Below are 13,672 nucleotides of genomic sequence, written 5' to 3' on the forward strand. Positions count from 1 at the left end.
CTATTGGGAGAACAGGATGAAATTCAGTGAACAATGGCTGCGTGGCTGGGTAAGCCCGCAGGTTAGCCGCGACGAGCTGGTGGCTCGTCTGTCGATGGCGGGTCTGGAGGTCGACAGCGTGACCCCGGCCGCCGGCGAATTCAGCGGCGTGGTGGTCGGTGAAGTACTGAGCACCGAACAACACCCGGACGCCGACAAGCTGCGCGTGTGCCAGGTCAGCAACGGTGCGGAAACCTTCCAGGTGGTCTGTGGCGCGCCCAACGTGCGTCCGGGCCTGAAGGTGCCATTCGCCATGATCGGCGCCCAACTGCCGGGCGACTTCAAGATCAAGAAGGCCAAGCTGCGCGGTATCGAATCCAACGGCATGCTCTGCTCGCAGGCCGAACTGCAGATCGGTGAAGGCAACGACGGCCTGTTCGAACTGGCCGCCGATGCGCCGGTGGGCGACGACATTCGTGCCTACCTGAGCCTGGACGACGCCAGCATCGAGGTCGACCTGACCCCGAACCGCGGCGACTGCCTGTCCCTGGCGGGCCTGGCCCGTGAAGTCGGCGCGCTGTACGCCGCTGACGTCACACGTCCAGCCGTGCCTGCCGTTGCCGCCGTGCACGACGAAGTGCGCCCGATCGAAGTCCTGGCGCCGGCGGCCTGCCCGCGTTACCTGGGCCGCGTGATCCGCAACGTCGACCTGTCCAAGCCGACGCCGCTGTGGATGGTCGAGCGCCTGCGTCGTTCCGACGTGCGCAGCATCGACGCCGCGGTCGACATCACCAACTACGTGATGATCGAACTGGGCCAGCCGCTGCACGCCTTCGACCTCGCCGAAATCAACGGCGGCATTCGTGTGCGCATGGCCGAAGAGGGCGAGAAGCTGGTGCTGCTCGACGGTCAGGAAGTCACCCTGCGCAGCGATACCCTGGTGATTGCCGACCACAACCGCGCCCTGGCGATTGCCGGCGTGATGGGTGGCGAGCACAGCGGTGTGAACACCGCGACCACGCGCGACATCTTCCTGGAAAGCGCGTTCTTCGATCAGATCGCCGTGGCCGGCAAGGCCCGTTCCTACGGGCTGCACACCGACGCTTCGCACCGCTACGAGCGGGGCGTGGACTGGAAGCTGGCCCGTGAAGCCATGGAGCGCGCCACTGGCCTGCTGCTGGAAATCACCGGCGGCGAAGCCGGCCCGATCATCGAAACCGTCAGCGAAGCGCACCTGCCATCCGTGGCAGCGGTGACCCTGCGTGCCGAGCGCATCACCCAGATGCTGGGCATGGAAATGGACGCGGCCGAAGTCGAGCGCCTGCTCACTGGTCTGGGCCTGGGCGTCACCGCCAATGGGGCAGGGCAGTGGACGGTAGAAGTGCCAAGCCATCGCTTCGACATCAGCCTGGAAGTCGACCTGATCGAAGAGCTGGCGCGTCTGTACGGCTACAACCGCCTGCCGGTTCGTTACCCGCAAGCCCGCCTGGCACCAAAGGCCAAGGCTGAAGCCCGTAGCGGCCTGCCGGAGCTGCGTCGCCTGCTGGTGGCGCGTGGCTACCAGGAAGCGATCACCTACAGCTTCATCGATCCGAAGCAGTTCGAGCTGTTCAGCCCAGGCGTCGAGCCTCTGCTGCTGGCCAACCCGATCTCCAACGACATGGCGGCCATGCGCTCGTCCCTGTGGCCGGGCCTGGTCAAGGTGCTGCAGCACAACCTGAACCGTCAGCAGGATCGCGTCCGCCTGTTCGAAAGCGGCCTGCGTTTCGTCGGTCAGCTGGAAGGCCTGAAGCAGGAGCCGATGCTGGCCGGTGTGGTCTGCGGCAGCCGCCTGCCGGAAGGCTGGGCGCACGGTCGCGACTCGGTCGACTTCTTCGACGTCAAGGCCGACGTGGAAGCGATCCTCGGTGCTGCCGGTGCCCTGGGCGATTTCACCTTCGTGCCGGGCAAACACCCGGCGCTGCATCCGGGCCAGACCGCTCAGATCGAGCGTGACGGGAAACGGGTCGGCTTTATTGGCGCGATTCACCCGGAACTGTCCAAGACCCTGGGCCTGGATCGTCCGGTGTTCGTCTTCGAGCTGGTCCTGGCTGAAGTGGCGGCGGGCAAGATGCCGAAATTCAGCGAGCTGTCGCGCTTCCCTGAAGTGCGTCGTGACCTGGCCCTGCTGGCGGACAAGGGCGTGGCAGCCACGGCCGTGCTGGAAGTCATTCGTGAGAATGCAGGCGAATGGCTGACGGACCTCAGGCTTTTTGACGTCTATGAGGGTAAAGGCATTGATCCTCATAGAAAAAGCCTCGCCGTTGGCTTGACCTGGCAGCATCCATCGCGCACTCTTAATGACGATGAGGTGAACTCCGCAACGCAAGACATCCTCACCTCGCTTGAAACCAGGTTGAACGCCACGTTAAGGAAGTGACGTATGGGGGCTCTGACGAAAGCTGAAATGGCGGAACGTCTCTACGAGGAGTTGGGTCTTAACAAACGCGAGGCCAAGGAATTGGTCGAGCTGTTCTTTGAAGAGATCCGCCACGCACTCGAGGACAACGAGCAGGTCAAACTGTCGGGTTTCGGCAACTTTGATTTGCGCGACAAACGCCAGCGGCCTGGCCGCAATCCAAAAACGGGAGAGGAAATCCCGATCACGGCGCGCCGTGTGGTCACCTTTCGTCCAGGGCAGAAACTGAAAGCCCGAGTTGAGGCCTATGCTGGAACCAAGTCATAACGACGAGCTCCCGCCGATCCCAGGCAAACGCTACTTCACCATTGGTGAAGTCAGCGAGCTGTGCGCGGTAAAACCGCACGTGCTGCGCTACTGGGAGCAGGAATTTCCTCAACTCAACCCCTCCAAGCGGGGCGGCAACCGCCGGTATTACCAGCGCCACGACGTGCTGATGATCCGCCAGATCCGTGCCTTGCTGTACGACCAGGGCTTCACCATTGGCGGGGCGCGTCAGCGCCTCTCCAGTGACGACGCCAAGGAAGAGAACATCCAGTACAAGCAACTGATCCACCAGATGATCGCCGAGCTGGAGGATGTGCTGGTGGTGCTCAAGAAGTAAATTTTTTGGAAATAATACTTCCAAAATTCAAAAGGTTAGGTTACATTCCTAATCGCTTTCAGAGGTTTGAAAGCACAGCTACTCAGTGTCGGGGCGTAGCGCAGCCCGGTAGCGCACTTGCATGGGGTGCAAGGGGTCGAGTGTTCGAATCACTCCGTCCCGACCAATATTCGATGACAGAGCCACCTTCGGGTGGCTTTGTTGTTTCTGGCGTTTGGGGATTTTGGGGTTATCTTGAGTGTGGCCAGCATGGGGTAGCGGGTGGTGATCGGGTAGAATTGTTCGGTCAGCACACGTGAGATTTTGCGCCATGGGTACTCTCAGTCTGGAAGCCAAGAAGGCCTATGCGGCCAGGACTCGTCAGTCCAACTATGCGGCGAGTTTGCGTCTGGCGGGTTTCAAAATGACCGTTGCGGATGGAGAGAAACCTCTTCCATCGCGTGAGGAGGTTCTGAAGGCTTTCTCAAGAGCAAAATAGCTCCTTTAGTCGCTTTTTCTTGTCTTTTTCGCGCAATTTCACCGTCTATCGGTGAGGCTTGTTGTACGTCTGATTGGGCCTGTGTGTCTGTTTGTCATCTCGTCCGTCTTGCTGATCATCGGTACTGTGTCCAGCTAGGGCCGTCTCTCTTCATCATGCCATTTACGGGCGCACAGGTTGAGAATACCGTTGACCTTCTCCTGTCGGAGCTTCTCGAACCGGTGTATCAGGTACTGTTCTGCTTCCTCCCGATTGCTTGTGCCAGTGCTTTCTTGAAGTAGCTGACCTCTGACGACCTTATCGACATGCCAGATTCTGTTTCTCTCGTAGAGGCCAGTGATGGTTTTACGCGCCATGGTTTTTCTCCGTGGCGCTCGCTGCGGAACCGATCTTGTTCCTGGACACCGTTCTTTACAATAACCGCTCGTTCGATGTCGTCGTCTGCCCAGGCGCCCAGCTCCTCGTGATAAAAGCCGATGCCTTGCCGGCTTATGCGAAATTCGAGGACATATGGGCGTACAGTCTTGTTGAACTCATCCCTGCATATCCCGAGATAAGCGGGCGCCGCGCTGGCCCGGAGAACGCGGGGGCAAGAATGCCGATTGGGCAGGGATCGCCTGCTTGTGTCTGACATGGCATCTGCATCCTGGCATGACGGTATCATGCTCAAGGCCGAGCAGTTGAAGGGGCAACCCGGTGTGGCGGGTTGCTGCGTACCTAGGCAAAGGTACAGTCCCTTGCGTCCAGGCGATGTGGGTGATGTCGGCATGGGGATGTGGAACTACAGGAGGATGGTGGGTGAATTCAGTTCCGTCGGATGCTACGGATCGTGACGATCCGCCTGGGCAGGTGTCCCGTGAGGCACTCTACGATGAGGTTTGGCGTCAACCGATGCTCAGGGTGGCCGAGCACTATGGGGTTTCGTCTAGCTTCATGGCGAGGGTCTGCACTTCCATGAACGTGCCGCGCCCGCCGCGCGGTCACTGGGCCAAGCTCGAGCATGGCAAGCCAAGCCCACAGGTGCCCTTGCCAGACGCACGCCCGGGGGACCATTTGATATGGCGAAGAGGCGATGCCCCAGGGCCAGCCGAGTATCCGCTTCCCAAGCCGCCGGAGCGTCAGGTTGTTCGTCCGCGGCCACGTATTTCGCGCTCAACCAGCCATCCTCTGATCAGCGGTGTACGAGACCTCTTTACCAAGGGAAAGGTGATCGACAGTGGCTACCTGAAGCCTTCGCAGAGGCGGCTGGTGGATGTCGTGGTGTCGGAGCCGATGCTCGACGATGCGCTGGATACGGCCAATGCTCTTTTCGTCAGGTTGGAAGCCGCCGGTTACCGGGTCATGCTGGCCCCGAGTGATCGTACCTATTCCCGCGCTTCCGTGGAGGAAAGGGAATATCCCGGAAAGACGGCTAACAATCGTTATCCGAGCCTTTGGCATCCTTCCAGGCCGACTGTCATCTTCGTGGGCTCTATTGCCATCGGGCTGACTATCTTCGAGATGACCGAGCAGTTGGAGGCGCGGTATGTCGACGGGGAGTTCATCCCTCTTGGCAAACTGCCGGCTGCCGAGCGACGTCGTCCGATCCCCAGTTGGAGCTGGACCACACATAAGCACTTCGCTACCGGGCGTCTGTGCCTCCAGGCATTCAGTCCTTACCCAGTCGCGGATTGGGTGCATCGCTGGCCGGAGGCCAAGGCGCGCGAACTTCGGGGGCGGCTGGACGAAATAATCGACTATCTGGCAACGGCGGCGACAACCATTGCTGGACTGGTCGAGGAGGGTGAGCGCCAGGCTGAGATCCGAAGGCGGCAATGGGAGGAAGAGCGGCGGCGACTGGAGGAGCGGTGGGAGCGGCAGCGCCAGGAGAAAGCCAGGGCTGAAGCCCGGCAAGAGCTGCTTGAGGCCATTCGTGCCTGGGATGACGTTCGGCGCATACAGGCATTCTTTCGGGAGGCCGAGGACGAAGCCTTGTCGCGAACGAGCGAGGAGAGGGAGGTACTGTTGAGGCGTCTAGCTATCGCTAGGGAGCTTGTCGGGGAAATGGATATGTACGGCATGTTGATGAAATGGCGAGGGCCAGCAGAGCGATGATCCGGTATCGTACGCTATGTGGGGCGGTATCGTGGATTCAGTTTTAGTCAGTCAAAGTGACCATTATTCCAACTCACCGTTTAGACTTTAGAGCTCTCGGCATGTGCGTGCTTTAGATCCTGCCCAAATAAGGCCGCCACCGAGCTGTTCCATGACCCAAGAATGCGTCGTAGCTTCAGATGATCGATTTGAATTTGGATATACTTGAAGAAACTCAGAGTGTTGCCGATAACTATTGCTGGTATTGGTAAATTCGCCGGGGCATGACGCGACGGCTGCTGTGTCGGTAGAAAATTTTAGATATGAGAAATAATAAAGTATGAACTTTTCATTGAGGCGATTCATGAGTGGAGCTTCAGCGCGAGCAGTATCACTGGCGGTTTTGCTGGCGGGGGTATTTGCTTTTTTGAATAATGTCAGCGGAGTAATGAGCTATTTTAAAGGCTTCATTCCCCGTAATGAACCGCTGGCGGTTATTCAAGCTCGGCTAAGCCCGGTTTTCAGACATCCTAAAGTGCGCAGAGGGCGAGAGGAAGCGTCGCTTAGCTTGCAGGTCAGAAATTATAGTGAGGCCCCCATAACCCTTATTTCGGCCTCGCTATATCTGGAGGATAGTCAAGTGGTTTCAGTTGGAAAGGGCGGAGGGATGGGCGGTTGCACTCTTAGCCCGGTTGCTAACGAAAATAACCCTATAGTTATTGCTTCAGGAGGTACTGAGTGGTTTACTATCAGTAAACATGTTGACTTGCGAGGAGTGTCGTTGCATTTGGCTGACAAAAAATTATCTGGTTTGTATGTTCATGACTTAGATGGGGAACCATTTTCAATAGCAGAGCTGCAATACGTGGACGAGCTAAATGATTTTTTCGCTAAAGCATATGGGAGGGAGGCACGGATAAAAGTTATAACGAAATCTATCTCTGGGGATGAACATATTTTTATATTTACTTCTCAAAAGGTAAAGACCTTTTTTCGAAGGATGGAAGCCTGCATCACGATTGGTTTATTGCCAATTGGAAGAACTGGAGGGAGAGAAGATCCGTAAATGGTTATGATTGTAAAGCGTCATTTCCCACGATTGGGTGATTGAGACGTAGGTCCAGAGAGCTAGATAATAATATCTGATTGGATTTTGAGTGAGGGGATATGGTTGATAAAGATAGTAAAAATTTAAAGGGCTCGGAGAGGAATAAAGGTTTTCCTACGGAGCTGATTACTGAACCTCAAGATAAGCTAAGTTTTAATAGCCTTTTTTTGCATTTGCTTCATATTGATGCAAAAGATTTTACACTGAAATGGATTTTTGATCATATTAGAAACTACATTATCTGTGGAGTGTTATTTTGGTCCGGGTTGCGTGCAATTAATTCGCCAAAAATTACCTATGTGGATACTATCTCTGAAAACGTTGGCGGAGGCGTTCTGGTTCTGAGTTCTCTGGTCCTTTTTGCTTTTAACATGCTTCACGGTATTGTCGGTGTGTCAAAGGTGCGAAATCTAAGCACTGTTGGAAAATTTAGCTACTTGATTTTTTGTTTTCTTGCTTTGTTTGCGGCGCAAGTTCTTTATAAGACAGCGAAATCATCATAATGGATAGGGTTCGTGTGAATATTTTTAGCATGATGCTGTATGGTTGGTCGCTATTTATCGTGAGTTCTCTGGGGCGCCGAATAACAGATAGTTGATCACCGCAAACAGTGCGCCTACCGATAAAAAACTAAGTCCATGGGCGAGTTCCAATCGGTAAAGTTTACAGCCTATCTCGTCGATAAGCACCTGAAACGGGGTAAAGCAAGGAGTCTAGCTTGGCTGAGGATGCAAAGCGGCCTTCGTACGTAGAAGCCTCGCCATTGAAAATGTACTCAGCGCACTGGCACTCTTCCTCGTATTCGTCGCAATTAATACAGGTGGGGGTGCAAACCTCAATTAGCGCGTCGATGGGATCATCGTATTCCGCAAAAAATGACCCTTCGTCTTCTACCAATTCGAATCCTCCACGAGCGAACTCAAGTACATCCCACTCATTTTCGAATTGCCACCCACATAGTGCTCGAAGCACTGGGAGTAGTGCTACACGAACGTAGTCGAACCGAAATCCATCAAGTAAACAGAGAACCTTTCCGTCAGCGGCTACTAAACACTCGAAGCTGATAGGTCCATATTCTTGTATGAGGTCAGCATACCGCTTTGGATCAATTCTAATGTGTTTCATTGCATTGTTGACTGCATCAATGAGGCTCATTTTGCCGTCCTTAATGCGGGACCCTGCAACCGCGAACTTTGAGTCAAAAGAGAGAACGAGCTGATAACGCTTTTCTGCTAGACCATCAGCCATGCGAATAGCGTGGAGATAGTCAATAGCATGTGCAGCAAATAGATTCGCTCCAATGACCTGATGAAGACTCAGAGTGCGCGCTTCAGAGTCCTTTTCGAGCTGTTTCAGGGCAGGCTCAAGGATCGACTTCAGGTACTTAAGGTAATCGCAGCAGGCGCTCTCACAAGCTTTGGAGAGGGATTGCTCATCTGTCTGTTTCGGCAAGGCGTTCTCCGCGAGTAACGTTGATTTTCTTTTGAAAAGAAGGGTGTTCATTAGTGATGCGTTGGTGATCAATCATTCGCACCATCCACGCTGATGCCAATGCCAATACAAAGCTTCTGGGCTAACTTGGTCAGTTTTTTGTTTCGGATGGCGAATCGGAGATCCATCCAGCCTTCCGTAATCGGTATCTTTCAGCTTGGGTGCGACCCTTACGATCATGGTTTCGGATTCAATTGCAATCAGCCCGAGGTCGAACAAGGTGTGGATGTCGGCACGCAGTAGCAGGCCGTTGGGTACTACATTTGTGTGGTCGCCCTTGTAGGGGTGGACATGCGCGGCTTCAAGCACATCGGACAGGTTACAGCCGGTAATGGCGCAAGCGCCGCTGTAAGCCTCTAGTAGCGCTTTTCGGAAAGCGGGCTGTCCTCGGCGGCGCACGATGCTGGCGGTGATACGCTTTCTGGCGTCGGTTACGTCTGCGGGATAGAATCCCATGGTGTGCTCGGCATCTTCCTCAGCGTGCGCTAGCGCTTCTTCGATTGGGCTCGTTACCCGGCGAACAGAGACGCGATATCGGCTACCCGATGAAGTATCGGGGTAGATTTCCCAGACGCCATGTTGATCTGGATCGTATATGCCAAAGGTGCCTTTGCCGATCTGGAACAGTCTGTCGTAGCGATTGCCTTGGTCAGTCCTTCGGGGCCTTTTGTTTTGTGGATAACCTGTTCGTGCGGGAGCGTTAACAGACATCATGTAGAGGTCTGAGAGCTTGTTGCTGTTGTACCCAGGCTCATGGGCGAGCATCCACTGTTCGACCTGTTTTCGACTGGCGGTACCTCCCAATTGGGTGACCGCAGTAAGGACTTTCTCCCAATTGGGGCTGTCTTGGAGGTTGGCTGCTTGTGCGTCTTCTTCAGGTGTCTCGCCTTGAATGAGTTGGACTAACCGAGCCTTCATGTCCGATCCCACATTCACCGCAGGCTTCAGGCCAGGTATCCACGGTAATCCCAGTTCATCGAACACGGCTGAAATGTTCTGCATGCGGTATTCGAATGCTTTTGCGGTGCGATCAAAGCGAGCGGCAAGCTCTTCATACACTTGCTTCTTGGAGTAGCTAACTCCGGATTCTTGCTTCTGTGCCATCAGGCGGTAGGCCTCTACCGATGCGAGAAGCTCTTCGTTGCTCCAGCCCTTTGCCATGAGTTTTCGTTCCTTGAGTACTAGGTCTGGTCTTCGTTGGAATTCTGCTGGGCGCGTTGCCTCAGATCGTGGGTGTCATCGTCCATGAGAGAGATCCCTGACAAGGCCGAACCACGGCCGGCAGTATCAGGCAAATCAAGCTTTTATGTAATGGCTATTTGCTTCTAGTGGCCTTTTGGTCGGCTAGTCTTTGGCCTGCGGAGAGATGGCGGTTTGTTAAGGATTGAGTCTTGATCCCGAATATGCCTGGAGAGTTCTTCCACCGCCGACTTGCTCACATCCAGTCGGCGGCGCCTTGGCAGTTCAAGCCTCTGTGATTCCGTACTGGTCCTACTAATGACCTCATGTACCTTCTGTTAGGTGAATCACCCCTGTGCTGTAGGAAACTATGGTGAGTCGCTGTCAAACGATTGCGATTGCTGACAATTCGCTGCTTTCAAACTGGCTAGCGGCCATTGCCACTGTTGGCCAACACTTTTCTGTGTTTTTTTTGCGTCGCTTATCAGCTATCAGACCCAGTTGATGGCTGGCCCGTCGTAGAGGGCTCATCCGCATCGCGGGTACCGCTACCGGCCCACCATTCACCACCGCCGTCGACGTAGCGTTTGCGCATGTTGGCGGCCAGGGTCTGTAGGTCTTTGGGCATGCACTCATCTGGATCGTGGGCGGGAAGGGGCATACGGATCTTCCAGAGGTTGGCGCCTTCGATCAGGGCGAAGGCCTGGCCCTTGGGTAGGCTCACGACATGGGCGGGTTCGATCAGGGGGACGCTGGTGGAGCTGACCCGGTCCTGGGTGTTGCTGGTGAAGTCGGTGTTGCCCGAGATGTCGGAGCTGTCGGTGGCGCCGCTGACCAGGGTGGTGGAATAGACGTCGACCTTGGGTAACTGCTTGGTCAGCAGTTCAGCTGTGGCGGTCTCACGTACACGCAGCATGAAGAGGTTGTTGAAGTTGCCGACCACCTGGCCGGCCTTAGCGCGGTTGCCGATTTTGGCTTCGATGTCGCTGATGGTCTGGGTGTAGGCGGTGACCTGAATGCCGGCGCCGCCGCCCTTGTTGATCATCGGAATGAACTCGTTGCCCATCAGCTCATTGAACTCGTCGGCGTGCAGGTTGATGGGGATCTTCTGCTCCTGGGCGGCGTTGTGCAGTCCGCCGTCCAGGCCAAATTTGTAGATATGGCCGGCTACCGACACCAGGTCGGCGAACATGGAGTTGCCCACGGCCGCGGCGACCTCCGGGTCGGAGAGGGCGTCGAGGCCCACGTACACAACCCCCCGCTTACGAATGATCTGCATCCAGTCGAAGATCGGGCGGGCGTCGTCCAGGGCGCTGTAGTTGGGCGAGATCAGTTCGGCCATGCGCCCGGTGGTGAGTTTTTCCAGCAGGGGCAGGAGTGAGGCGACGATCTTGTCGAAGTAGGTCTTGTCGTAGCGTACCGCGGAACGCAGACCGTCCATCACCGGGTCAGCGATGCGAGTGCGTGAGAGGTACTGGTCGATCGCCGTCACTCGGGGGAGGCGGCCGCGCATGTTGAGGGGGATGTTCTTTTCCGTGAGGTTGCCCTCGATGGTGGCGATGGCGTCCCAGGCGCCGGGATCGTGGCGGGCGAAGTAGTCGCTGCTGTAGTCGATGAATAGGGCGTCGATGTTGATCACGTGCGTTTGGATCTGGATGTAGTCGGGGCGGTTGCCCAGTGCCACTAAGGCGCGGGCGATGATGTTGACAAAGCGCCAGGCGAACTCACGAAAGGCGGCGCTGTTGCCTTCTCCAGAAAGTTGTCCGGAGATGCGACTGGCGACTTCGGAGATGCGCCCAAAGCGGCCCACGGCGTTGTAGCGGGCGGAGAAGTCGGGCCAGCCCAGGTGAAACACGTAGAACTCTTTTTCTCGCCCGGCGCGGCGGGCCTCGACGTACATGCGCTTGAGTAAGTCGGCGTCGCCCTTGGGGTCGAATACAATGACCGGCTCGAACTCCGAGAGGCCGTTGACGCGTTTCTCTCGGCGAATGTCCTGGGTGATGAACAGTTCGGCCAGGCGGGTTTTACCGACGCGAGTGGTGCCCAGTACCAGGCTGTGGCCCACGCGTTCCCCAAGAGGGAGGGAGACCGGAATTTCGTTGGGCTCTACACCATGTAGGCGGGCAGAGCCGCCAACGGGAGGTAATGGGCGGACGGGGTTGAGTGGGTTGTCCCAGTTCGTGAGCTGGGGAATCAGGCTCAGCGGAAAAGTGGCTTTTTCCAGGCGCTGTTCCAGTTGGCGGGCGTGCTGGAATAAGGCTGTGGGTTCCACGTAGCGGCGAAACTCTGGGCGGTAAGTTTGCATCAGGCGCTGGGTGTGCCGTTGTTCCCATTTGAAGCCTATGCCGACAAACAACCGTTGATTGCTGACCGGGATGCGTTGGCTGGTGACCACGTAGCGAGGGAGGCGGCGGATATTGCGCCGGTATCGCAATACCGCCAGCCCCTGGCGAAGACGAACCCAGGCCAGTAGCAGGTAGATGCCTGCCGTGACGGCACCGAATAACGGTGTCAGGCCCAGCATCCAGGGTGCGAATAGGCAGATCGCAATACAGGGGATACACACCGCAACGGTGTACAACTCCACGGCGGGTCGCAGGAGGACTTCGACCGTATGCTGTTGGGTCATGGTCTGGGCCCCCTGTTGCAACGATGGACAGAAACGATGGAGCGATAAGGAAAGTTGGGCATGCCGGTATCCTCTGGTGTTCAGGGCGTACCGTTGCAGAACCATAGGCAGTTCGGCCGCAAACAAACGGGTATGTATCGGGCGGATTTCAGCGTATTGGACGTGTGGGTGTAGCGGTGGGCGTCCTGCCCATGTTCGAGGTGGCTCAGTTCTTTTTTCGAGATAAAACCACCGGGCCTCGATTCTGTTTTCTGGCTGATGGTGGAGGTGTTCCTGATGACACTGGGGGCTCGATACCTCAGCCAGGAGCAATCAATGTCTGACGCCATTCAAAGTCCAATTGGGCCTCTGCGCAGTAGCATGCAGTTGACGCTGCATACCCATCTCGCTCTACGTATCTGGCAAGGAAGACCTCCCCGTAACGGCAAACCACCGATCATGGGGCTTGTCGGTCTTGTCGGTTTGATGGGCCGGATCAAGAACGAAGCTGAACGGGATGATCCTTATGCCGACTTCTGGTTGATCCGTATCGAGGAAAAGTTGCAGCGCTGCAAAACCGAGTTGATGCACATGCGCCTGGAAGTGGATCTGCTGATGAATGAAGTCCCGAGGGCAATCACTGTGCAGGAGAACTTCAGTATTCGGCCAATCAATCTGCCGATGTTCATCGGTTCTCAATTCGGCTATTTGGCGTTGTACCTGCTGATCACCTATGACGACATCGTTCGGCGCTTAAAACAGGCTCACCATGTTGCACTGATTGCTCGCAAGGGAATGGAGAGTCGGATCGATGCAGCAAGTCATGTCTTTCGCAGTTTGTTTGGTCTGGTTCAGCAGTACAGATTTTTGGGGGTGACCCGGGCTGATGTTGTGGCCGATAACGATCGGGCCCGACAGGCAAGAGAGACCCTTGGGGAGTTGCCCTTGGATGTACTGGAAGGGCGTCGCCGGGCTGAGTTTGCACCACCGATTGTTCACCGTCGGGTGGGAGATATCCGTGGTGTTTTGGACGGCGGGGATGGGGCGGTTGGATGGCGTGAAGCTGCTCCAAGGAGTGCCGCTGTACAGGCGATCTCCCAGGTCATGGAGGGCTGAACGATGGTGAATTTCCGAGGGCGCGACAACGGTTTCGACCCGGCTGCGTGGGGAGATGCTGCCGAACACACTGCCTTCCGGCCTCTGGAACAGAGTGCCTTCCGCGCGTTGGAACACACCGCCTTCCCTAAAGGGCTTTTAAAGCCTTTTAAGGGTAAGGGGGAGCTGCTTGAGTTTGGTGAGCAGTGCGGTGAGCTGACCCAGGGACTGATCGCTTTGGCTATCAGGAATGTGCTGGCTCAGGCTGAGCGGTACCCGTTCACGTTGTTGCCCATTCGGTTGATTAAACAATCGACTGGGACGGGAACCATTTTCTTGCGCTGGAGCCGATCGGACCGTACCAAGATGGGCGCCAACTTGTGGGCGGAGCTGGTTCTTGATGAGCATACGCCGATCAACTTGATCTCCGATTTGTATGCGTTGGAACTGCAGCGGATCGTGATCAACATGCAGATCAGCCTGACTCACAGTATGGGGCGTCAGGCGTTCTTGTGTGCCAACAAGGTGGAGGCAGCTGACCAGGCGTACGAGCAGCGGATACTTCAACATGCTCGTCTTCACTCGGGAGGAAACTGAAC

12 protein-coding genes, 1 tRNA gene and 1 pseudogene are annotated in these 13,672 nt (G+C 56.2%); 10 read left to right on the forward strand and 4 right to left on the reverse strand.

Annotation, left to right across the window (positions count from 1 at the left end; genetic code table 11):
* Nucleotides 1–16: 16 nt before the first annotated feature.
* The 5 genes from pheT to ACM62G_RS23180 all read left to right on the forward strand — a co-directional run bounded on the left by pheT (nucleotide 17) and on the right by ACM62G_RS23180 (nucleotide 3,519).
* On the forward strand, nucleotides 17–2,398 hold the full coding sequence (pheT, locus tag ACM62G_RS23160) for a phenylalanine--tRNA ligase subunit beta (RefSeq protein ID WP_419735636.1): 2,382 nt from the start codon (nucleotides 17–19) through the stop codon (nucleotides 2,396–2,398).
* 3 nt (nucleotides 2,399–2,401) lie between these two features.
* Nucleotides 2,402–2,704 (forward strand): integration host factor subunit alpha, encoded by a 303-nt coding sequence (gene ihfA, locus ACM62G_RS23165; protein WP_002553164.1) that lies wholly within the window; start codon nucleotides 2,402–2,404, stop codon nucleotides 2,702–2,704.
* Complete coding sequence (locus ACM62G_RS23170) at nucleotides 2,685–3,041, forward strand: MerR family transcriptional regulator (protein WP_010443730.1); 357 nt, start codon at nucleotides 2,685–2,687, stop codon at nucleotides 3,039–3,041. Before ihfA ends, ACM62G_RS23170 begins: the two co-directional genes overlap by 20 nt.
* 89 nt (nucleotides 3,042–3,130) lie before the next feature.
* Nucleotides 3,131–3,207: transfer RNA gene (locus ACM62G_RS23175), tRNA-Pro, on the forward strand.
* A 144-nt stretch (nucleotides 3,208–3,351) separates the two neighbouring features.
* Nucleotides 3,352–3,519, forward strand: a complete 168-nt coding sequence (locus ACM62G_RS23180) for a YhfG family protein (RefSeq protein ID WP_419735637.1) — start codon at nucleotides 3,352–3,354, stop codon at nucleotides 3,517–3,519.
* Between the two features lie 140 nt (nucleotides 3,520–3,659).
* Here the strand turns inward: ACM62G_RS23180 and ACM62G_RS23185 are convergent.
* Nucleotides 3,660–3,875, reverse strand: a pseudogene (locus tag ACM62G_RS23185) (site-specific integrase); the annotation flags it as partial.
* A gap of 598 nt (nucleotides 3,876–4,473) precedes the next feature.
* Between ACM62G_RS23185 and ACM62G_RS23190 the strand changes: the two are divergent.
* From ACM62G_RS23190 to ACM62G_RS23200, 3 genes are all read left to right on the forward strand, one after another.
* Nucleotides 4,474–5,613 (forward strand): hypothetical protein, encoded by a 1,140-nt coding sequence (locus ACM62G_RS23190; protein WP_419735638.1) that lies wholly within the window; start codon nucleotides 4,474–4,476, stop codon nucleotides 5,611–5,613.
* 343 nt (nucleotides 5,614–5,956) lie between these two features.
* On the forward strand, nucleotides 5,957–6,658 hold the full coding sequence (locus ACM62G_RS23195) for a hypothetical protein (RefSeq protein WP_419735639.1): 702 nt from the start codon (nucleotides 5,957–5,959) through the stop codon (nucleotides 6,656–6,658).
* Between the two features lie 101 nt (nucleotides 6,659–6,759).
* Entirely contained in the window at nucleotides 6,760–7,203 is a 444-nt protein-coding gene (locus ACM62G_RS23200) for a hypothetical protein (protein WP_419735640.1), read from the forward strand.
* Nucleotides 7,204–7,363: 160 nt separating this feature from the next.
* Here ACM62G_RS23200 and ACM62G_RS23205 read toward each other — a convergent pair whose 3' ends face one another.
* The 3 genes from ACM62G_RS23205 to traD all read right to left on the reverse strand — a co-directional run bounded on the left by ACM62G_RS23205 (nucleotide 7,364) and on the right by traD (nucleotide 11,999).
* Nucleotides 7,364–8,224, reverse strand: coding sequence for a hypothetical protein (locus ACM62G_RS23205; protein ID WP_419735641.1), 861 nt, complete (start codon nucleotides 8,222–8,224; stop codon nucleotides 7,364–7,366).
* Nucleotides 8,225–9,352, reverse strand: coding sequence for an HNH endonuclease (locus ACM62G_RS23210; RefSeq protein WP_419735642.1), 1,128 nt, complete (start codon nucleotides 9,350–9,352; stop codon nucleotides 8,225–8,227). It lies immediately after the preceding gene.
* A gap of 502 nt (nucleotides 9,353–9,854) precedes the next feature.
* Nucleotides 9,855–11,999 carry a type IV conjugative transfer system coupling protein TraD gene (gene traD / locus ACM62G_RS23215; protein ID WP_419735643.1) on the reverse strand — a complete coding sequence of 715 codons (2,145 nt, stop codon included), beginning with the start codon at nucleotides 11,997–11,999 and terminating at the stop codon, nucleotides 9,855–9,857.
* A 315-nt stretch (nucleotides 12,000–12,314) separates the two neighbouring features.
* On the opposite strand from traD, the gene ACM62G_RS23220 reads away from it, so the two are divergent.
* Together ACM62G_RS23220 and ACM62G_RS23225 are read left to right on the forward strand one after the other, a co-directional pair.
* On the forward strand, nucleotides 12,315–13,094 hold the full coding sequence (locus tag ACM62G_RS23220; RefSeq protein ID WP_419735644.1) for a PFL_4669 family integrating conjugative element protein: 780 nt from the start codon (nucleotides 12,315–12,317) through the stop codon (nucleotides 13,092–13,094).
* A 3-nt stretch (nucleotides 13,095–13,097) separates the two neighbouring features.
* Nucleotides 13,098–13,670, forward strand: coding sequence for a DUF3158 family protein (locus ACM62G_RS23225; protein ID WP_419735645.1), 573 nt, complete (start codon nucleotides 13,098–13,100; stop codon nucleotides 13,668–13,670).
* The last annotated feature ends 2 nt before the right edge of the window (nucleotides 13,671–13,672 follow it).

It is taken from the genome of Pseudomonas sp. COR18, assembly GCF_048568395.1.
Taxonomy (GTDB): Bacteria; Pseudomonadota; Gammaproteobacteria; order Pseudomonadales; family Pseudomonadaceae; genus Aquipseudomonas; species Aquipseudomonas fuscovaginae_B.